The organism is Rhodococcus sp. KRD162 (genome assembly GCF_017168335.1).
GTDB lineage: Bacteria > Actinomycetota > Actinomycetes > Mycobacteriales > Mycobacteriaceae > Rhodococcoides.
This window is the reverse complement of record NZ_JABFAU010000016.1, coordinates 127,975-147,216: the sequence shown is the minus strand read 5'-3', so window position 1 is coordinate 147,216 and position 19,242 is coordinate 127,975. Positions and strand designations below refer to the sequence as shown.

At 63.9% G+C, this 19,242-nt stretch carries 20 protein-coding genes; 7 read left to right on the top strand and 13 right to left on the bottom strand.

Features of this window, described 5'->3' with window-relative positions:
- Positions 1–203: 203 nt before the first annotated feature.
- Entirely contained in the window at positions 204–1,061 is an 858-nt protein-coding gene (locus J1M87_RS22840) for a glycosyltransferase family 2 protein (RefSeq protein WP_206492089.1), read from the top strand.
- A complete protein-coding gene (locus tag J1M87_RS22835; RefSeq protein WP_206492088.1) occupies positions 1,058–2,020 on the top strand; it encodes a glycosyltransferase family 2 protein in 963 nt (320 codons plus the stop codon). Before J1M87_RS22840 ends, J1M87_RS22835 begins: the two co-directional genes overlap by 4 nt.
- A gap of 42 nt (positions 2,021–2,062) precedes the next feature.
- On the opposite strand, the gene J1M87_RS22830 is transcribed toward J1M87_RS22835, so the two are convergent.
- Both J1M87_RS22830 and J1M87_RS22825 read right to left on the bottom strand, forming a co-directional pair.
- Entirely contained in the window at positions 2,063–4,486 is a 2,424-nt protein-coding gene (locus tag J1M87_RS22830; protein WP_206492087.1) for a glycoside hydrolase family 2 protein, read from the bottom strand.
- Positions 4,483–5,487, bottom strand: a complete 1,005-nt coding sequence (locus J1M87_RS22825) for a DUF1839 family protein (RefSeq protein ID WP_206492086.1) — start codon at positions 5,485–5,487, stop codon at positions 4,483–4,485. The genes J1M87_RS22830 and J1M87_RS22825 overlap by 4 nt, the downstream gene beginning before the upstream one ends.
- A 358-nt stretch (positions 5,488–5,845) precedes the next feature.
- Here J1M87_RS22825 and J1M87_RS22820 point away from each other — a divergent pair, with 358 nt between their 5' ends.
- A complete protein-coding gene (locus tag J1M87_RS22820; protein ID WP_206492085.1) occupies positions 5,846–6,784 on the top strand; it encodes an endonuclease/exonuclease/phosphatase family protein in 939 nt (312 codons plus the stop codon).
- Positions 6,785–6,836: 52 nt separating this feature from the next.
- Here J1M87_RS22820 and J1M87_RS22815 read toward each other — a convergent pair whose 3' ends face one another.
- Positions 6,837–8,192: an Hsp70 family protein gene (locus tag J1M87_RS22815; RefSeq protein ID WP_206492084.1), complete on the bottom strand. Its 1,356-nt coding sequence runs from the start codon at positions 8,190–8,192 to the stop codon at positions 6,837–6,839.
- A 175-nt stretch (positions 8,193–8,367) separates the two neighbouring features.
- Here J1M87_RS22815 and J1M87_RS22810 point away from each other — a divergent pair, with 175 nt between their 5' ends.
- Together J1M87_RS22810 and J1M87_RS22805 are read left to right on the top strand one after the other, a co-directional pair.
- The gene (locus tag J1M87_RS22810) at positions 8,368–8,877 is read left to right on the top strand and encodes a low molecular weight phosphatase family protein (RefSeq protein WP_206492083.1); all 510 of its coding nucleotides are present in this window, start codon (positions 8,368–8,370) and stop codon (positions 8,875–8,877) included.
- Positions 8,878–8,967: 90 nt separating this feature from the next.
- Positions 8,968–9,345, top strand: coding sequence for a hypothetical protein (locus J1M87_RS22805; protein WP_206492082.1), 378 nt, complete (start codon positions 8,968–8,970; stop codon positions 9,343–9,345).
- Here J1M87_RS22805 and J1M87_RS22800 read toward each other — a convergent pair.
- The 3 genes from J1M87_RS22800 to J1M87_RS22790 are packed head-to-tail and all read right to left on the bottom strand — an operon-like array spanning position 9,342 to position 12,041.
- The gene (locus tag J1M87_RS22800; RefSeq protein ID WP_206492081.1) at positions 9,342–11,138 is read right to left on the bottom strand and encodes an ABC transporter ATP-binding protein; all 1,797 of its coding nucleotides are present in this window, start codon (positions 11,136–11,138) and stop codon (positions 9,342–9,344) included. The genes J1M87_RS22805 and J1M87_RS22800 overlap by 4 nt on opposite strands.
- A 36-nt stretch (positions 11,139–11,174) precedes the next feature.
- Positions 11,175–11,639 carry an ATP-binding protein gene (locus tag J1M87_RS22795; RefSeq protein WP_206492080.1) on the bottom strand — a complete coding sequence of 155 codons (465 nt, stop codon included), beginning with the start codon at positions 11,637–11,639 and terminating at the stop codon, positions 11,175–11,177.
- 21 nt (positions 11,640–11,660) lie between these two features.
- Positions 11,661–12,041 carry an STAS domain-containing protein gene (locus J1M87_RS22790; RefSeq protein WP_307830910.1) on the bottom strand — a complete coding sequence of 127 codons (381 nt, stop codon included), beginning with the start codon at positions 12,039–12,041 and terminating at the stop codon, positions 11,661–11,663.
- 204 nt (positions 12,042–12,245) lie between these two features.
- Between J1M87_RS22790 and J1M87_RS22785 the strand changes: the two genes are divergently transcribed.
- Together J1M87_RS22785 and J1M87_RS22780 are read left to right on the top strand one after the other, a co-directional pair.
- Positions 12,246–12,641: a CrcB family protein gene (locus tag J1M87_RS22785; protein ID WP_206492079.1), complete on the top strand. Its 396-nt coding sequence runs from the start codon at positions 12,246–12,248 to the stop codon at positions 12,639–12,641.
- Entirely contained in the window at positions 12,638–13,003 is a 366-nt protein-coding gene (locus J1M87_RS22780) for a CrcB family protein (protein WP_206492078.1), read from the top strand. Before J1M87_RS22785 ends, J1M87_RS22780 begins: the two co-directional genes overlap by 4 nt.
- 6 nt (positions 13,004–13,009) lie before the next feature.
- Here J1M87_RS22780 and J1M87_RS22775 read toward each other — a convergent pair whose 3' ends face one another.
- The 7 genes from J1M87_RS22775 to J1M87_RS22745 form a co-directional block, all read right to left on the bottom strand.
- Positions 13,010–13,585: a YdcF family protein gene (locus tag J1M87_RS22775; protein WP_307830909.1), complete on the bottom strand. Its 576-nt coding sequence runs from the start codon at positions 13,583–13,585 to the stop codon at positions 13,010–13,012.
- A 54-nt stretch (positions 13,586–13,639) separates the two neighbouring features.
- Positions 13,640–13,846, bottom strand: a complete 207-nt coding sequence (locus J1M87_RS22770; RefSeq protein ID WP_206492077.1) for a hypothetical protein — start codon at positions 13,844–13,846, stop codon at positions 13,640–13,642.
- Positions 13,847–13,925: 79 nt separating this feature from the next.
- Positions 13,926–14,660 (bottom strand): MerR family transcriptional regulator, encoded by a 735-nt coding sequence (locus J1M87_RS22765; protein WP_307830908.1) that lies wholly within the window; start codon positions 14,658–14,660, stop codon positions 13,926–13,928.
- A gap of 92 nt (positions 14,661–14,752) precedes the next feature.
- The gene (locus tag J1M87_RS22760) at positions 14,753–16,264 is read right to left on the bottom strand and encodes an NAD(P)/FAD-dependent oxidoreductase (RefSeq protein WP_206492075.1); all 1,512 of its coding nucleotides are present in this window, start codon (positions 16,262–16,264) and stop codon (positions 14,753–14,755) included.
- The gene (locus J1M87_RS22755; RefSeq protein ID WP_206492074.1) at positions 16,261–17,181 is read right to left on the bottom strand and encodes a ferritin-like domain-containing protein; all 921 of its coding nucleotides are present in this window, start codon (positions 17,179–17,181) and stop codon (positions 16,261–16,263) included. Before J1M87_RS22755 ends, J1M87_RS22760 begins: the two co-directional genes overlap by 4 nt.
- 1 nt (position 17,182) lies before the next feature.
- Positions 17,183–18,061 (bottom strand): SDR family NAD(P)-dependent oxidoreductase, encoded by an 879-nt coding sequence (locus J1M87_RS22750; RefSeq protein ID WP_206492073.1) that lies wholly within the window; start codon positions 18,059–18,061, stop codon positions 17,183–17,185.
- Positions 18,058–19,065 carry an alpha/beta hydrolase gene (locus tag J1M87_RS22745; protein ID WP_307830907.1) on the bottom strand — a complete coding sequence of 336 codons (1,008 nt, stop codon included), beginning with the start codon at positions 19,063–19,065 and terminating at the stop codon, positions 18,058–18,060. The genes J1M87_RS22750 and J1M87_RS22745 overlap by 4 nt, the downstream gene beginning before the upstream one ends.
- Positions 19,066–19,242 lie beyond the last annotated feature (177 nt).

Below are 19,242 nucleotides of genomic sequence, written 5' to 3'. Positions count from 1 at the left end.
AACTATGAGATAGATCTCCAAACAATCTCTGCGCCGGTTTATTTGCAGCTTGACAAACCAGCAGCTTCTTTTAAGCTTGCTTTCAGTCAAAGGAAACAGGTTCTTAGGCTCCAAAACGAGCGTAGGCGCACTGTCTGTGGATGCAGCGGGGGTCGATTCACGGAGTTCGGAGACATCTGCCCATCGCACTCGACCCATGTGGAATGGATATGTTGAATCGTAAGAATCCCCGCGTCAGTGTCGTCATCCCGACGCTCAACGAGGCCGCGAACCTTCGCCACGTCCTCCCACTGCTCTCCCACGACTACGAGCTCGTTCTCGTCGACGGCGGATCGGTCGACGGCACCATCGACGCCGCTCGCGAGATTCGCGGTGACATCCGCATCATCAAGCAGACCCGCAAAGGCAAGGGCAATGCGCTCGCCTGCGGCTTCGAGGCCGCTACCGGCGACATCATCGTGATGTTCGACGCCGACGGATCGGCCGACGCCGCCGAGATCCCGCGGTTCGTCGACGCGTTGACCGCCGGTGCAGACTTCGCCAAGGGCAGCCGGTTCTGCGAAGGTGGCGGCAGCCATGACATCACCCCGCTGCGTCGCGCAGGCAACGGCGGACTTCACCTCGTCGCCAACACCTTGTTCGGAACCCGCTTCTCCGATCTCTGCTACGGCTACAACGCCTTCTGGCGCGATCTGGTGCCGGTCCTCGATCTTCCTGCCGTCGATCAGCCGGGTGCCGAAGGCACGATGCTCTGGGGCGACGGTTTCGAGATCGAGACGATCATCAACTGCCGCTTCGCCGAGGCCTCCGTTCACATCGAAGAGGTGCCCAGCGTCGAGTTGGCCCGCATCTACGGTCAGAGCAACCTGCGTACCTTCTCCGACGGCTTCCGGGTGCTCCGCACTCTGATGACCGAGCGTATGCGGGCCGGCCGGATCAAGCGCAAGTCCATCGCTCGCCCGCTCCGTGAGTCGATCGACGCTCGTACCGACATGGATCTCGAATTCGAGGAACTCGAGTCGTACAACGAGGTCATCGAACTTCGCGAGAGGACGGCGTGAGTCTGCCGACGTCGTCGGTAGTCATTTGCGCTTACACATTGGCTCGGTGGCCCGAACTCGGGGCCGCCGTGCGGGCGGTGCTGGATCAGGCCGTACCAGCCGACGAACTGATCATCGTCATCGACCACAATGACCAGCTGGCAGAACGAGCACGCGAGGAGTTCCTGCCGCTGCACGAGACGGTCGCCGTGGTGGAGAACAGCCACCCTCGCGGCCTGTCCGGTGCGCGCAATACCTCGCTCGATCTTGCCTCCGGTGACATCGTCGTCTTCCTCGACGACGATGCGTCACCGCGCAGCACAGGGTGGCTGGGAGCCATCCTGTCCCATTACTCGGACGATGCCGTGTACGCCGTTGGGGGCTCTGCATACCCGGTATGGCCGGACAAACGTCCGGCCTTCTTACCGGCCGAGGTAGTGGGTGAACCCGGCGAACTCGATTGGGTCGTCGGGTGCACCTACCGCGGGCAGCCCACGGAAACCGCTCAGGTCCGCAATCTCATGGGCGCGAACATGTCGTTCCGCCGTGATCCCGTCGTCGCTCTCGGTGGGTTCGTTTCCGGCATCGGTCGAATCGGGAGGGTGCCACTCGGTTGCGAGGAGACCGAACTGTGCATCCGCCTGCGTCAGACGCATCCCGAGGCACAGATCGTCTTCGATCCCTCCATCGTCGTCGACCACACCGTCAGTGCAGACCGCACTCGTCCGCGCTACCTCATCACGCGCAGCTACGCCGAGGGTGTCTCCAAGGCAGCGATCGCGCGGTTGATCGGGGCCGAGGACGCACTGTCCTCCGAACGCGCCTACACCGCCAAGATCCTGCCCCGCGCAGTCGGTCGAGAGACCAGCGCCGCGGCGCGGGGGAATCCGGCGCGGGCGTTGGGTGCGATGGCCGTGGTGGCCAGTGTCGGCGCGGCCGGAATCGGCTATGCGCGAGGCAAACTCAGTACGAGCCGCTAGCGGCACGTGAACGGAACTTCGTAGCCCACTACGAAGTTCCGTTCACGACTTCGGTGCTACCGAGGCCCGCTCCACGGAGTTGAGCGCGCGCACATGCCCGCGCGGCGCACTCGCACCGTTACCGGCCAGAGTCACCGTACGAGGTTCGTTCGGCGCCAGGTGGAACCACGAGTCCGATGCCTCGAACCCGTCGATATCGACACAGACGTACTGCGCTGCCCACTCCGAACATAACGTCAATTCCCATGTAGCCGAGTCTGTCTCCACGACCTCGGCAGTCAGACCTACGGTGTTCTGACGACTCTGCGTACCGACGAGAGCGGTGGTTCGCGTCACCTCGATGCCACTGCCGTCGAGGAACAGCACGGTGATGGCGGAGTAGGTCCGTCGACCGAAGCGATAAGCATGGTTCGCGTCGGTGAACGTGCCGACCACCGAGTCCACCGTCAACTCGAGCGATGCGTTCGCCTCGATGCTCACTGCCTGCTCGAACTCCTGACTTCCCCGAGCAGCGTGCAACACCACCCGGAGCGTGCCCGAGAGCGGCGGTCCGTCGTTGACCAGTTCCACTGCGTATCCGTCGAGGCCGTTGTCGGACAGCAGCAGTGCCACGGGGGAGCTTGCCCTCGCCAGGGCGTAGAAGGGCGCCTTGGGCACTCCAGCGGTGTCGATGATGCCCCAGCCGGCACCGGGCACCGTGTCGCGCAGACTCAGTACGAGGGCTCCGCCGCACCCCGAGGATGCTCGACGCCAATGGCCGAATGCTTCGGTGAACGCTTCGACCGTTGCGGCCCTGCCGTAGTCGAGGTACAGCTCCACGTCGTCTCGGCGGATGGAGTGTGGGTCGACGCCGAAGATCGTGCGCACGTAGTGATCTCGCACATCTTCGAAGTCCCAGGACGATCCGCGATCGCGGGGAACGGCAGCTTTCCAGTCAGGGTGGTGGCCGGCGACCGCCGCGGATCCGAAGAAGCTCTCCACCGAAGCTCGCTCCGGGGGCACGGCGAAGGCAAGGCACTCGGCCGCGAAACGTACACCGGCAGTGCGGATATCGGAGAGCGGCCGGAGATAGCCGCCGACGCCGAAGTAGTGGGCGATGCCGTCACCCACATGGGTGTGCAGTTCGCCCTCGACACTGGACGGGCTCGATGTCACAAATGCCACGGTCGGCAGACGATCGGCGAGAAATTCGGGAACGAGGTTCTCCAGCAACGACATATGCTGTCCGTCGGCGGTGAGCCCGAGCATCGTCGGTTGCTGCTGTGTCTCGCTTCCGCCACTGAGGACCATCAGGGAGGGGTTGGCGGCAACGGTGTCGGCGAGCGCGTCGAGCTCACGGGTGACCGATGCCGTGAAGTCCTCGTCGGTGGGTGGGTCGATGGTGCCGAACATGAGATCCTGCCACACCATGATGCCCAGTTCTGCGCACAGTGACCAGAATTCGGGCTGCTCGTAGACCAGGGTGCCCACCACCCGCACCATGTTCAGTCCTGCCGACCGGAGCTGCTCGAGTGCGTTCCGCAGGTCCGCCTCCGGCGACCACAACCGCACGGGGTCCAGCGGGGTCCAGGTTCCACCGCGGCAGAAGACCTCTCGACCGTTGACCACCAGTTGCGCACCGCCTGCGGTGCGGTCCAGCTCCACCGTGCGGAATCCGACAACCCCCATGGGATGGACCGTGCCGTCGAGCTCGAGGTCGACCCGGTACGTTCGCGGCAGGCCGTGCGTGTGCGGCCACCAGAGTTCCACGTCCGGCAGTGTCAGAACCGAGTCGATGCGTTCGACGGAACCGAGGTCGACCGTGTGAATTTCGGACATGGTGTCGGAGATCAGGATTCGAGCTACGCCCGGGGACTCGAGCTCGGCGCGCAGTACCACGATGCCGTCGGTTCCGTTCATCACCGTCGATAGTTCCCGGCGTCGAATCTCGGGTGTCGCCGTCATCGTCACCGGCCGCCACAGTCCGACCGGCACCGGCAGCGGGCCGTACACGGGAGCTCGCCCCAGCATGGTGGTGCGCTCGTGCCGAAGCCCCTGAGAAGCGATCAACGACGACCGCCACCGACCCCTCGGGCGTCGAGATTTCAGCCGCGCGGCAATCGATTCGATATGTACGGCGATGCGCACGGTGGGCCCGCAGCCCGTCAGATCGATCGTCTCGGGAACGAACATCGACGTCACCGTTCTTCGGTGCACACCGTCGATCCATATCTGGGCACGGGTGGCGATGCCATCGAACCGAACGCATGCACCGAGATGGCCGGCCGTGGAGACCTCGGCGACGAACCACCAGTCGTGATCGTCCGGGTTCACCTCGGGGAGCGCATCGTCGAGTGCGCTCGCCACGGTGCCCGGCACGACGGCGTCGATCCAGTCGAGATCGGCCGGTAGATCACCGGGGTCGACGATGGAACCGGCGTCGGTCCGGGCCAGCTGCCACCGAACGCCGGCAAGAAGATCGATCACGCGTCCAAGGCACCCGCAACGAGATCCATCGCCGCCATCCAGTTCTTGCTCATCTCGATCAGCGGCTCGTCGAGCACCACATCCCGGCCCCGAGCCGCGCGCGCCATTCTGAATTGCACGGCCTTGGCTCCCGAGGCGGACTCGCGGAACCGCCCAGCGGCCTCGGCCGCACCCGTCACACCGCGGCCTTCGAGGTACTCGACGTAGTTGGCAGCAAGTTCCGCAGTGGCCCCGAACTGACGAAGCAGACCGAACGACCACAGGTGGAAGGCGTCGGGCCCAGCGGCCTGCACGAGAGGAATGTCGGCGACGATCCTTCGGGCCAATACGTCCACCGGATTTCCCGGTGCCCGACGGGCCAGGTGGGCGCGAGCGACATCGAGGTCTCGGTCACCGAATCCGGCGTCGAGTACCGCGGCGTCCACTCGGATCTGCTCGATGTAGGGCAGCAACACCTCGGCGTGCGGTTCGGGAGCGAGGTTGAACACCCCGTCGAAGTCGGCTCCGGTGAGCTCGAAGTAGCCGCGGTTGTGGAAGTAGCCCAGCACCCTGTCCTCGCGGTCGACGAGGTTCGGCACGATGGTGGTCTTGGTGTGCTGGTTTCGATAGCTGGTACCTGCGGTGTCGGGCAGCCAGAACCCGTCGACCTCGACCGTGACGTGAACACCGTCCTCCATGCCTTCCAGGACGTGCTCGAGCACGGGTCGCCATACGTTCATCTCGGCAACACCGATGCCGTAGAGAGTGCGGAGATCCTCGGGCATGATCTTGACGAAGTCCCATTGACGACCGTCACATCCTGCACTCAAAACGAAGGCGAGCGCTGGAGTGGGGTCTGCACCCAGGGAATGCAGCAGTTCGATCCACAGATCGACGTAGCAGTTGGTTTCGGTCCAGATGCGATCGTGATTGTGAATCGGGTGCGGCCGGTAGTCGATGGGGTCGAGTTCGAGAACCCTCGAGCTGGTTCCGAGCCTGTCCAGCACTACATCGTTCGACATGAAACCTCTCTTGCCGGATCGATTGTCGGACGGCCCCCGAGCCATGTTTGTCCGTATTGCCTGTATCTACTACCTCAATGCTAACGAATCGGTTTGTTCTTCGCACCGAATCGAGCTGTAAGATTGTTTTTACACAGGCGAACTACCTCCTGAACAACCACCTCGACAGCAGCGGTATCGGACCCCGATAACGGGGGCAGTCACACAACGAACAGTTGGTTCCACGCCGATAATGCCGGTGCGCAGCCTGTTCATGGCGGCACTTACACAAGGGCTCTGAGCTGGGCACATGCCGAGTGTAGACAACACCCGACACATCTTTGCCCAACTCGCGCACACAACAGGAGGTACGAAAACGATGCGCCGTTTTTTCCGCAGCGCAGCGCTGGTGATCGGCTGGATGCTCGTGGTCGTTGCGACCGGGATGTTCACCGTTCGGCAAGTAGGAGTGACAGAAATTACTTTTGTTGCTCTGGTCGTCGCTGCCCCCTATCTCGGGGTACTTTCGCTTGCTGCCGTGCTCCTGTTCGCGGCGGCCCGTTCACGTATCGGGGCAGCAGTAGCACTCGTGCTCACCATCGCAGTCGTCGGCGTTCAGGTTCCGATGTTTCTGGCGGACGGGCCGGACAACTCCGGACCCGACATGTCGGTACTCACCATCAACGCCGCTCACGGTGAGGCAGATGCCACCTCCATCGTTGCCGCGGTACGGGACAACGACGTGGACGTCCTCGCAGTACAGGAGTTGACCCCGGAGGAAGTGACCGACCTGCAGGCTGCGGGCATCGGCGACCTGCTCCCGTACTCCTTCACCGCGGCGCTTCCGGTGGCCGACGGCACCGGGCTGTGGAGCCGTACCCCCCTGACCGAGGGCACCCGCCTCGACAACTTCGGGTTCGTGCCGGTCCAGGCGCAGACCACATTCGAAGGACATGATCTGACTCTCGTCTCGTTCCACGCGATGTCGCCCGCCACGCCGCGCCACACCGCCGAATGGGATGCCGATCTGGCCAGGATGCGGTCGATCATGGAGACCTATCAGGGCACCGTGCTCGTCGCCGGCGATTTCAACGCCACCGAGGACCACCGTCAGTTCCGCGAGTTGGCGTCCTCCCCGTTCTCCGACGCGGCAGAAGCGGCCGGCGCGGGCCTGTTCCGCACGTTCCCGTCGGAGCGGCCGCTCGCGCGCCTCGATCACCTCGTGACGAGCGACGACGTTCGTGCCCGGTCGGTTCGGCCGCTGGCGATTCCGGACAGTGACCATCTGGCCGTTCTCGCCGAGATCCAGCTGCCGTGAACCGCACAGCCCTGAACCGCACAGCCCTGAACCGCAGGGCCGTGCGCGCGATTCAGAAGCGCGGCAACTCGAAAACCGGCGGCGGCGGCAACTCGATCTGTGGCAGCTGAATCTGCGGAAGGCCGGGAATCAGCGGTGCCGGAGCAGGCGGAGGAGCCGGTGGCGGCACGTACTCGGGCTCGGAGTAGGTACGGGCCGGGGCCTGCGCAGCCTCGGTCGTCGGGGGCACCGTTGTTGTCGACGGCGGCGCGCTGGTGGGCGGCACGGTCGTCCTCGGCGTGGTGGGTACCGCGGTGATCGGAACGGATGTCTCCGCGGGCGCGCTGGTCGGTTCCGTCGCACTGCCGCCGTAGCCCAGTGACAGGCCGAGCGCAGCGATGGCCACCAGACCACCGGCGACGAGGACCGCACCTCGGACCTTGCGCTTGGAGTCGGCGGGCCGGTCGCCCCCGGGTTCGGGACTCAACCAATCCGGAGCCCCGGCCAACGAAGCGGGTGCTGCCTCGGACTCCCGGGCACTCGGCACCGGGGCAGCTCGACGCGGTGCGTCGACCACCGGAGTCGCCAGCAGTGCCGCACCGCGGGCAGCCACCGATTCCGGCTCGGCCGGGGTGATGACCGGGAGGTCGATCCACGCATCCAGGATCGACTCCACCAATGGGATGCGCGCCCCGCCGCCGATGAGAACAAGGGCGTCCACGTGCTTGGGTGAGCGGCTGATGACGTCGCGGACCAACCGCGCCGAATACTCGATCGGAACGGTCACCAGCGACTCGAACGCCTCACGTGAGATCAGGATGACTCCGCCGTCACCCGGCAGGCACACAGCGCCACTGGTCGAGAGCTGTTCCTTGGCCACGCGGCACCGCGCGGTGAACTCGCTCAGCTCCTGATCGCCTGCGATGTCCACACCCTGCTTGGCGAGCTGATTGTCCGAGATGAGTCGGTCGAAGTCGTCACCGCTGATGTCGATGGTGCGCTCGGCGAGCAGAACCTGCCCGGTGCCGCGGTCGATGACGCTGATCGTCAACCCGGAGCTGCCGAGATCATAGATTCCGATGGTGCCGAAATGCCCGAGCTCGCCCGAGGACTCGAGGTATTGCAACGCTGCGCGAGCCTCGGGAACCAGTCGGTAGTTGTAGAGCCGTTGACTGGCCATCGCCTGCTGGATCTCGCCGAACTGCTGCTGATCGCGATAGGCCACACCGGTCGCCTGGACGGGGCCTCCTTCGCCCGGCTGCGAGAGCACCACCCCGATCGATTCGGCGGCCAGCTCCTCTGCTCGATCCCAGTAGGCGTCGACGGTGTCGTGATGGAAACCCATGCGACCCGAATTCTGAGGGCGCACGTCGGGGCGAGCCATGCGTACCGCACTGGCCCCCACCGACACACCGAGAACTTCGGTCATTACCTGCCTTCGGTCGATTTCCCCGTGACTACACGCCGAGACTCGATGTCACGAACCAGTCTCGATTCCCTCGCAATGGCTCACTGTAGCGCGTCCTCCTGCCGAGCTGCAGTAGTGGCAACGGTGGCGCTCGCGTGGCCTGCTGATGTCCCGTCCGGAGCACTACAGTGACCGCATGCGCGTTCTGTTCGTCTGCACCGGGAACATCTGCCGCTCCCCGACGGCCGAGCGGTTGGCTGTTGCTTTTGCTGAAGAGGGCGGGTTCGAGCTGACCTCGAGCAGTGCGGGGACCCAGGGCTTGTCCGGGCACGCGATGGACCCGACGGCCGCCCTGGTGCTGACACAGCTCGGCGGCGATCCGGACGGCTTCGCTGCCCGACGCCTCACGCCGACCATCGCCGCCGACGCCGACCTGGTGTTGACGATGACCGCGGCACATCGCGACGCCGTTCTGGCGCTCGCACCGCGACAGATGCGTCGCACGTTCACGTTGCTCGAGGCAGCCGGTCTGATCACGGCATCAGGCGCGCAATCGGTGACCTCTCTCGCCGACGCCCGAGCGGTCCATCATGTCGACACTCTCGACATCGGCGATCCCTACCGCCGCGAGGCGTCGGAGTACGAGCTGGCCGGGGAGATGATCGCCGACGCGCTCCCTGCCGTCCTGCGGTTGTCGCCCGAGTGAGCGCCCACCTCTCGTCACCTCGTCCGCTGAGGTAACGTTCTCGCATCATTGCCGACCATCCGGGTTCGGCCACGGCGTTAGGGTCTGGGCATGCGCGACAAGGTGATCGCGTTGGCAGCTGTGGCAAGTGCTGGAGTGGCCGTTGCCGTCGGGTTGACCATCGGCGCCCTGGGAGGGGCGTTCGACGACTCGAGCCAGGTGGTTCGCCCGCCCGCTCTGAGATCGGACAATCTGAGTTCGGTACAGGCGACCCCCAGCTCGACGATCGTCATCGTGCCCCCATCGCCTACCTGGCAGGTGGCAGAACCGACCACCCCTCGCCCGACGACGACCACGGCGGACCCGTCCGACACGACAACGACGACGCGTAGCCCCCGCCGCACGACCAAGCCCGACCGGACGACCACCACATCGAAGGAGACCTCGGACGAGGACACCACCACCACGGAGTCCGATTCCGAGAACTAGTTACCCACGGTCGGTGTCGGCAGCGCGGTGTTGTCGCCGATTCGCAACGCGGCCACCAGTTCTCGATACAACGAGTCGGTGATCATCAGCTCGTCGTGGGTGCCACGGGCTCGAACGACTCCGTCCTCCATCACGAGGATCGTGTCGGCGTCGAGCACGGTCGACAATCGATGCGCGATGGTGACGACAGCCGACTCGGACGCGATTGCTCGAATCACCTCGTGAATGGCCGCCTCGGTCCGCCCGTCGACCTGAGCTGTCGCCTCGTCCAGCAGAAGAATCTCAGGACGCCGAACAATGGCGCGGGCCAACGCAATTCGTTGCCGCTGGCCACCGGAGACGGTGGACCCGATCAGATCGGTGTCCAAGCCTTCGTCCAGTGCGCGGATGGTCGAGTCCAGGTGCACCGACTCCAGTGCCGCCCAGATATCGGATTCACTGGCCTCGGGGTGTGTGAAGAGCAGATTCTCCCGAATCGAGCCGGGAATCACCGGTGTCTCCTGCTCCACGTAGGACAGGCGGGCTCGGACCTCGTCGATGGTCAGCTCATCGTACGGAGTTCCCCCGAGCCGGATCTCACCGCTCTCCGGCGTCAGAAAGCGCAGGATCAACGAGAACACACTCGTCTTGCCTGCACCGGACGGTCCGACGATCGCAGTGTGACCCCGCGCCGGCACCTCGAGATCGATACCGCGCACGGCAGGCTCCTTACCTGGTGCGTATCTCGCTGTGACGCTGCGAAATTCGAGCGCAGGTGCGGGCGCTGTGGCTCTCGCCGACCGCACGGTCCCCTCCTGGCCCACCTCGGTCACCAAGTCGTCGATCTGGCGAATACGGGCTGCGGCGGCCATGCCCGCTTGGAGCGCGGTGATGTTCGTCGCCAGTTCCTGAACCGGGCCCATCACTTGAAACGCGTAGAGCAAGAACGCGATCAAGCTCGACACCGCGAGCGCGCCGGTGCTGACTCGATAGCCGCCGAGCCCGAGTATGCCGATGATCGCCAATTGCACTCCGCCGCCCGCGAAGGTCCAGGCCAGCGCCGAGATCTTCACAGCTCGCACACTGTGCTGTGCGGACGTACGCGCTTCGGAGATGACGCGTTCGGACTCGCGCGCCTCGGCCCTGCTGGATTTGACGGTGCGGATGGCACGCAGAGTCCCGTCCAGAATTCCGCCCAGCCGACCCACTGCTTCTTGAGATTGCCGCTGCGCCACGGCAATCGGCGGCATGAGGCGCGAGAACATCACAGCGATCACGATGATCGCCGACGCGATCGCACCGAGCAGAACCACATCGAGAACAGCCATCAGAATCAGCGCACCGACGAGGCCGACGACGCTGTTCACGATCGACACCAAGGCATTCGATGCCGCCTCGCGAAGCAATACGGTGTCGGAGGTGACCCTGGTGACGAGCTCACCGGTAGGTCTGGTGCCGAGACTGCCCACCGTCGCCCCGAAATACTTGCGCACGATGGACTTGCGGGCATCCAGGACGATCCGCTCGGCCAACACCCCCAGCAAGATCCACTGCAGATACAGCACCAGCGAGCCGATGACCAACAAACTCACCAGCAACAAGATCGGCTGAACCAACGATGCATCGCTGCCGAGACCGTCGAGCACCCCCTTGGCGACCATCGGCGTAGCCAGAGCTGCGCCGGTTCCGACGAGTCCGAGCGCCATCCCGAGTACGAGGGTTCTGCGATGCGGTCGAACGAACTGCCACAGCACACGAAGGTTGGGGAGAGTGATCTTCTTCTTCTCCGCCGTAGCGATCTGCACGTCGACCATATGATCCAGTGTGCACGAGCGAGCGTGCCGGACGGATCAGGTGCTCGCGGCCCCGTCCCAGATCATGTGGACGTTCGTGCCGTTCTGATCCGAGGTGACTGCAGCACTGTCGGCCAGTGCGCGCATCAGCGGTACGCCGCGTCCGCGGTTGGGATCGGAGTTGTGCACTGCCCAGTCTCCGCGATCGGTCACCCTCACCTCGATCCGCCCCTCGGCCTCACACAGGACGCGAATGTCGAGAGTGCCACGATCGGAGTGGTCTCTGTACGCGTGCTCGACGCTGTTGGCTATGGCCTCGTACGTCGCCAACACCACGTCGTAAGCACGGTTCGGGTCCACCCCCATCCGATCCAACCACTCGCCGAGCTCACGACGAAGCTCCGACGCTCGATCCGCGTCGGCTGGCTCATCGAGGAACAGAAGTTCTTCCATTCGTGTGCCTGCCGTCGAGATCGAACTGTCGGGATGTGAATCGTCACCTCCGTACAGAGTCGCCATCATGAGTCCCGTCTACCCAAAAGTTCAAGATCTACCCACATGAAGTGCAGCAAATGCTTCCTCGACCGTTGCATAGATTCCGAACACCTCGTCCAGTCCGACGAGAGAGAGCGGGCGACCAGTCGCCGGACCGTCCGCGACCACCGCAAACCCGACGTCGCTGCCCACATTCTGATGCGTCGACGCCAACAAGGACATGCCGGCGGAGGCGAGAAATCCCACATCGCTGAGATCGATCACCACGGCCGTCGGCGACTTCTCCAGCACCAGAGCCACCGACTCCGTCAGATCGGGAGCCGTTGCCAGATCCAGTTCACCGGATACGGCCAGAACCACATCCCGGTCGCGCCATTCCACCATTACATCGAAGTGCTGGGGCCCGAGGCCCATGTCGTCCGCAGTCACACGGTGACTTTACCTCGACCCCACTCGGCGACCAGCGCCACCGAAGTCCACTCGATGTGACATCGACCCCCGAAAAGTCCACTGGATGTGACATCGACCCCCGAAAAGTCCACTCGACGTGACATCGACTCCCCCCGGGCCCGGCACCACTGGCACCCCGGCGTCACCCGGCCGACTCGCCTCACTCGTACTAGGCTCGCTGCGGTGATCGAGGGACTGCAGCGCGCGGACCGTCGTCGTTCGGTCGTCGATTGTGTGGCGGTGACCGTCGGCGGCGCAGTCGGTGCTGCATTGCGGTACGAGATCTGGACGTGGCGGTCGACGCCGAGGTGGTTGCTGATGAGCACCTTCGGTGTCAACGTGTTCGGCTGTCTCGTCATCGGCGCTGCGCTCGGGTATTTGTCGGGACGTCCTGCGCCTGCGGCCCGTGCGGGGTTGTTCGGGCTGGCGTGCGGATTCACCACCTTCAGCTTGTACGCGTTTCAAGCGGTGACGCATCGAGGTGCGTGGAATTCGGTGATGTATCTGCTCGGAACTCCGGTCACGGCATTGATCGCGATGGCACTCGGCGCTGCTATCACCCGGCCACGTAGTCGATGACGACCATCGCACTGGTGGCAGCGGGCGGTGGTCTGGCTGCGCTCGCGCAGTTCGTGTTCTCGTTCGCCATCAGATCTCGGCGCCGGTTGTCTGCGCTCAATCTGATGGCATGTGCGGCTTTGGGGCTGGTGTTCGCGATCGATCCACCCGAGGCTGTTCGTTCGGTGGTCGGGGTCGGCTTTCTGGCGTCGGTTGCTCCGATGGGGGCGGTGGCATTGGTCACGCTTCGACTCGGGCGAGATCGCCGGTACCGCAGCGCTGCACTGTTTTTCACGGCAAATGTGGTGGGCGGTATCGCTGCGGTGATGTTCGGCTTCCTGGCCTGGAAGTCAGGCGTGACGTTGTATCACAAGATCTTCTAGCGCCGTTCAGTCGTTCACCGAGTCGTCGCATGGTCCCTGAATGCCGGCTTTGACGAATCCGGCGATCTGGTAGAGGTAGGTGAATTCCCACTCGACCAGCGAGAAATCGTAGGCGCGCGGCGTCGGACGCATGGTGACTGTGCCGTCGAAGCACTGATCGAAGATGAACCTGGCGCGCGGTAGGTGGTAACGCCACGTCACGACGATCACGTGGTTCCAGCCGCGTTCTCGGGCGAGATCCTGGGTGAAGATCGCTTCACCTCGCGTCGTCGACGGGACCGGTGGGATGCACAGCACCTCGTACTGCGAGGTGGACGCGGCGCAGTACTTCTTCATGGTCGGGTCCCCGGATCTGTACGGATCGGAGAGCACTACCGTCTTCGCCACTCCCTGTCGTGCGAGCGAGATGCCGTACGCCTCGCGCCCGTCGTGTTCACCGCCGAGCACCACGATCGCGTCCGCGGTGGTCAACGGATCGATACGCGCTTTGGTGAACGCAATGTATCCACCGATTCCGACCACCGACACCATGACAACCGGGATCGCGAAAGCGAGAATCAGCAACAGGCGTCCGCGGAACACCTCACCAGGTTAGGGAAGGTGCGCCGCGGCTGCGCGGTCAGAGACTCGGATCACTCACTGGCTGGGCTGCGGAATGGTGACGTTGCAGTCCTTGACCTCCGGGTTGACGCCGAAGTAGTTGAGCGGTCCTGCGACGACGGTCAGGGCGATGGTGCCCGCGCCTGCGCAGTTCTCGGGGCCGCTCTCGAAGTCTCCGCGCTGATACGACGCGAAAGCGCCGATGATCAGCCAGACGAGAACGATCAACGTTACGAACCTCATGTTGCCCCCTTCAGCAATCAGCCGCCGGTCGGCTGTCGATAACCGAGTGTGTCCGATTGCCGCACTCTTCAAACCGGAATCACTCGTTCTGCCTGGCCAGCGTCTGCGACAGATAGTCACCCAGCGCTTGTTCCTGGACCCGGTCGAGGGCACGGGCCAGTTCCGCCTGGGCCGACTTCATCGCCAGGCTGCGCATCTTCTCGAACATCTCGGTTGTCTGAGCAACCTCCCCCGATTTCGGGAGCCAGCCCGGTCCGTGTTGCGCCACCAGATGGTCGGTCACGCTCCGCACCATCGACTCGGCGATGGCATTCATCGTCGACGCCGTCTGCTCGTGCTGATCGAGCAACTGCTCCAAAGTGAAGCCGTACTGGCTCAGATCGACGAACACCTCGAGCAGAGTGGGGTCGAGGATCTCGCATTGTTCGCCCTCGATCCTGATCAGCTTCGCTTCGGTCAGCCGCGCAACGACGTCGTCGTTGTCCTCGCCGAGAAATTGCGCGACCAGTTCGAGGGGGATGATCGTGGTCTCTTCCGACGACCATTTGCGGGTCACGATTTCCTGGAGGCCCAGGATCTCGCCGAGGTCCTTGCCTTGCTCCCAGCCCGAGAGGAAATCTGCGATGTGCGCGGAGGTGAATCCTCGTTGGAGTAGCGAGTCGATCACTTTGAGCCGAGTCAGGTGATCGTCGTCGTAGATGCCTACTCGTCCGCGAAGAGTGGGCGGCGGAAGCAGTCCGCGTTCCTGGTACGCACGCACATTGCGAGTGGTCGTGTTGGCCTCTCGAGCCAAGTCGTCGATTCGATACTCCACCGAGCTCCCTACCTCCGCCGTGCGTCGACCCATAGGATACGTCGAGCACACGCCGGGAGCGGGGGTCGGGATCTGCGCGTCTTTCGCGGATGTCAGCTGTGGGCGGCCACCCGCGCCGACCCGACGCGTCCGGGCACGGTGACGTAATCATCTCGCTCGACGGCCCTGAGTTGACCGACGTACTGGGTGGCGAAACCGGGAAACATGGTGGCGTTGAAGCCGTCCTCGGTGAGATACCAACTGCTGCAACCCGAATTCCAGGTCGTTTTGGCCAGTCTGCGCTGCAGGTCCTCGTTGTAGGCATCCTGAACGTCCTGACGAACGTCGGCGCTGTGCAGATTCTCGTCGAGCACCATGGAGATCGCCTCGACGATGTAGTCGATCTGAGCCTCCATGTACACCAGTGCAGAGCTGTGTCCCGGCCCGGAGTTCGGCCCGAAGGTGAAGTACATGTTCGGGTAGCCGGAGACCGCAATGCTCTTGTACGCCTTGGCTCCTGTGTTCCACTCATCGGCCAGCACTCGGCCGTCGCGCCCGGTGATCGGAATGGGTGTCCCGGTATTGGAGACGTCGAATCCGGTGGCGAAGACGATGGCGTCGAACTGATGCTCGACGCCTTCCACGGTCCGAATCCCCTTGGGTGAGAGCGTCGCGATCGGCCATGTCACCAGCGTGCAGTTCGGCTTCTGCAGGGCTGGGTAATAGTCGCTGGTCATCAGTAGGCGCTTGCAGCCGGCTCGGAATCGTGGGGTCAGTTGACGCCGCAGCCACGGATCACGGACCTGACGGCGCAGATGCGCGCGACCGACCAGTTCTACGATCCGGGTCAACGGGGTCTTCCAGACGACTCCGAGGGCAACGGACTCATGGCCCCAGAACCACAGCGAGCGTGCCAAAGCTTGTGTCTGCGGATACTGCGCGTATCGACGCTTGGTGCCGGCCTGCGTCTTTCGATTCACCCTGGGAAGGGTCCACCCTGGAGTGCGTTGGAACACCTTCACCGTGTCGGCGATCTTCACCAGTTCGGGAACGATCTGCACTGCGCTCGCCCCGGTACCGACCACCGCGATCTTCTTGCCCTCGAAGTCGAAGCCGTGATCCCATCTCGCACTGTGGATCTTGTGGCCCTCGTAGGTGTCGATGCCGCGAATGTTCGGCAGGCTGGCATTGGCCAGCGGGCCCGACGCCATCACCACCGTGCGTGCTCGAACGTCGGCGTGCCCGTCGATGCTCAGGTGCCAATGCCCGGATGCCTCGTTCCAGATGATATCGACTACGTTGTGTCCGAAACGAATACGCGATTCGATGTCGAACTCGTCCACCATCGTGTGGATGTAGTCGAGAATCTCGGCGCTTCCGGAGTAGGTGTGCGACCAGTTCGGATTGGGAGCGAAACTGTACGAGTACAACCTGGACGGGATGTCGCAGGCTGCACCCGGGTACGTGTTGTCGCGCCAGGTTCCGCCGACTGCGCTTCCGCGTTCGAGGAGGACGAAGTTCTCGATTCCACTGTTGCGCAGTCGGATAGCGGTACCGATTCCGGCGAATCCTGCACCGACGATCGCAACGTCGAGTACCTTTTCAAGCACATCGAACTCGCTCATGCGACGGGCTCGTAGGTCAGTTCCTTGGCCCACGTGGGTTCGGAATTGAGGGTCCTGCTCGGGTATCGGCGTGTGAGCTTCACCAGGCCGTCTGCGAGAAGATGGTAGGGGTGCTTCCGGTTGATCACGATGCTGCCGTGCCACTGCACGATTCGATACATCGGCACCCGTAGCGCCTCGGGGCTGCGCTCTCCCACGCGTCGGAATCTCTTCATCGCTGTGTAGAGCCGCTCTTCGTCGACACCCATCTCGACGATGTTGTCGCGCATCTTGTTGAGCAGCGGAATGTATCGCAGTGTGCCGACGATGAGAGCCGGGTTCATCCATGCACCGACCGTATCGACCAGTATCTTGCGCATCCGGGAATGTCCGAGCAGTTCGATCACGGCGAAATCCACGGCGAGGTGCCGGGATTCGTCGGAGTTGATCTTCTTGAACACGGCCTGACATACCGGGTCTTCGATTTCGTCCATGATGAACTTCACGAGCGCGCCGTCCAATGCGACCTCGAGCATCGGGATGACGGTTCCCAGTACGGACAACGACAGTCCGTCGGAATGTTTGTCGAGCCAGTCGATGACGAGCTTGACGTTGATGTTCGGCTCGGGCATCTCGTCACCGTCGAGCATGCCCCAACGCCGCATGAGCGCGAGCTCGGCATTGGCGTGCTTCTGCTCTTCGGCATGGAAGTAACGGTAGATCTCTGCCAGCGTCTCGTTCGGGGCCTTGAGCGCCATGGCCGCGAAGCCCCGGGCCCCCACGTTCTCGATCCACATCAGGTCGGACATGAATGGCTTGAGCTTGGCGTGCAGTTCCGGGCTGATGGTCTCCGCACCGGGGCCGTCCCAATCGATGTCCGCCAACGCCCACTGACGGTCCTTGATCTTGGTCAACATGTCTTCGAAATCCATTGCCATGTCAGGCTCCTGCGGTTGTCGAGGTGAGTGATTCGTTCTTCGCCTGCTCGGGTTCGGCGGGCATCACACGATTGAGCAATCCGAGAGAACGCACGTACTCCGCCGGCAGCAGTCTCTTGAATCTCCAGACGGCCTTGGCGTCGAACTGGGGAACGACGTAGAGCCGACCCTTGTCGAAGGCATCGAGTGTTCGGGCCGCGATCTTGTCCGGCGAGCGTCCGGTCCAGCGCATCGCGAACTCGGCCAGCCGTGACGCACTCGACGTGATCCGGCCGTCGACGGCAACGTTGGTCTTGACGAATGTGGGGCACAGAACCGATACCCGCACACCGGTACCCGACAATTCCGCCGCCATCGTCTCCGAGAGCGACATCACCGCGGCCTTGCCGACGTTGTACGGGCCCATCAGCGGCGCGGCGGCGAAACCTGCCGCGGAGGCGACGTTGATGATTCCGCCCTTACCGGCCGCCCGAAGCGCAGGCGTGAACACCTCGCACCCGTGGATCACGCCCCACAGGTTGATTCCCAGCGCCCAGTTCCAATCCTCGAAACCGATGTCTCCGACGGGCTTTCCGCCGATTCCGACTCCCGCATTGTTGATGAGCACGGTGACTGGGCCGTCGAATTCGATGCCGGCACGCAGCGCCAACTCCTCGACGCTCTCGCGTAGCGACACGTCGCACTCGACGGCGTATCCGGCGCCGCCGAGGGCGTTCACCATCGCTACCGTCTCCTGCGCTCGCGGCAACGAGATGTCGGCGCACATGACGTCTCCTCCTCGTCGAGCAAGCTCGAGAGCGAAGGCCCGGCCGATGCCGCTGCCTGCGCCGGTCACCACTGCTCTCGAATCGTAGGAGGGTCTTCTTGTCCTGCTTCTCATCGACGTACCTGTTCCTTCGAATCATGTTGCACTACTTGGTTGTCGAGGGCACGGGGGATGAACTCGGCCGCGTGCTCGAGTGCGCGGGCAGCCTCGGGGATCAACCTCGGGAGAGCTTGGAACACGTGCATCTGATCGGGCCAGATTTCGAGTTCGCTGTGCCCGCCTGCCGCGCCGATCATGTCGTGCAGGTGCCGCGCGTCGCCCCGCAGCATCTCGGCGCCTCCCACCTGGATCAGCGTGGATGGCAGATCGCGCACCCCCGCGAGATCGAGTCGCAGGCGCGGGAGGCTCGCGTCCTGGCCGTCGGTGTACAGCGCCACGAGTGCTCGCGCTGCCTTCGCCGAGATCATCGGGTCTTTGCGCGTGCGCTCGATCCTCGCCGAGAGTTCGAAGCCGAGATCGATCAGCGGCGAGAACAGCAGCATCGCTCCCGGCTGCGGCGTCCCGGTTCGGTCGTTCTCGATGATCAGGTCGGCAGCCAGGTGGCCGCCTGCCGAGTCTCCTGCGATGACGATGTTCGCTGCGTCGTACCCCTGACCCAGTAGCCAGCGGTACGCGGCCTCCAGGTCGTCGGCTGCAGCAGGAAAGGGGTGTTCCGGGGCCAGCCGATAGTCCACCGTGAATACCGGCAGGCCGGTCGAGGACGACAGTCGTGCGGTCAGGCCACGATGGGTCCGTGCAGAACAGATGACGTATGCACTGCCGTGGATGTAGAGAATCACGCGCGGCCCTTCGGTCGAGCCGGGCGCACGCACCCACTCGCCGCGAACCGACCCGTCGGCCACGAGGTCGACGTTGGTCCCCTTCGGAACCGGACCGAGCAGGTTCATCGAGGTGGCGACGAGGCGTCTGGAGAGCTCGATGCCGCACCGGGACATCGGCAGCAGGTTGGTGATCGGCCGCAGAGTCAGCCGAGTCATCAAGGCGGCCAGCCGGGTTCGCGGGGAGCCTTCGCCGCGTGCACCGTACGGCAGGTGGTCGGTGCGGGTGGTCGAGGTCACCTGATCACCTTCACCCCATATTCACCATTTGTCAATGGCCTATTCAGCAATGGCTAATTCGGTTGCTGATCGGGTCGACCTCGGGACGGACCACGTACAGAAGAGTCTGCCCGCACGCCCGAATGCGGCGATGCCGCGCCGCGATCACCGACCGACGGCGCGTGTTTCCGAGCCCTC

Coding starts and splice junctions, on each gene's coding strand:
- J1M87_RS22770 (WP_206492077.1), bottom strand. CDS start 13,846: ATGAGGTTCGTAACGTTGATCGTTCTCGTCTGGCTGATCATCGGCGCT.
- J1M87_RS22805 (WP_206492082.1), top strand. CDS start 8,968: ATGCGCGACAAGGTGATCGCGTTGGCAGCTGTGGCAAGTGCTGGAGTG.
- J1M87_RS22820 (WP_206492085.1), top strand. CDS start 5,846: ATGCGCCGTTTTTTCCGCAGCGCAGCGCTGGTGATCGGCTGGATGCTC.
- J1M87_RS22750 (WP_206492073.1), bottom strand. CDS start 18,061: ATGAGAAGCAGGACAAGAAGACCCTCCTACGATTCGAGAGCAGTGGTG.
- J1M87_RS22815 (WP_206492084.1), bottom strand. CDS start 8,192: ATGACCGAAGTTCTCGGTGTGTCGGTGGGGGCCAGTGCGGTACGCATG.
- J1M87_RS22825 (WP_206492086.1), bottom strand. CDS start 5,487: ATGTCGAACGATGTAGTGCTGGACAGGCTCGGAACCAGCTCGAGGGTT.
- J1M87_RS22800 (WP_206492081.1), bottom strand. CDS start 11,138: ATGGTCGACGTGCAGATCGCTACGGCGGAGAAGAAGAAGATCACTCTC.
- J1M87_RS22795 (WP_206492080.1), bottom strand. CDS start 11,639: ATGATGGCGACTCTGTACGGAGGTGACGATTCACATCCCGACAGTTCG.
- J1M87_RS22755 (WP_206492074.1), bottom strand. CDS start 17,181: ATGGCAATGGATTTCGAAGACATGTTGACCAAGATCAAGGACCGTCAG.
- J1M87_RS22840 (WP_206492089.1), top strand. CDS start 204: ATGGATATGTTGAATCGTAAGAATCCCCGCGTCAGTGTCGTCATCCCG.
- J1M87_RS22760 (WP_206492075.1), bottom strand. CDS start 16,264: ATGAGCGAGTTCGATGTGCTTGAAAAGGTACTCGACGTTGCGATCGTC.
- J1M87_RS22810 (WP_206492083.1), top strand. CDS start 8,368: ATGCGCGTTCTGTTCGTCTGCACCGGGAACATCTGCCGCTCCCCGACG.
- J1M87_RS22780 (WP_206492078.1), top strand. CDS start 12,638: ATGACGACCATCGCACTGGTGGCAGCGGGCGGTGGTCTGGCTGCGCTC.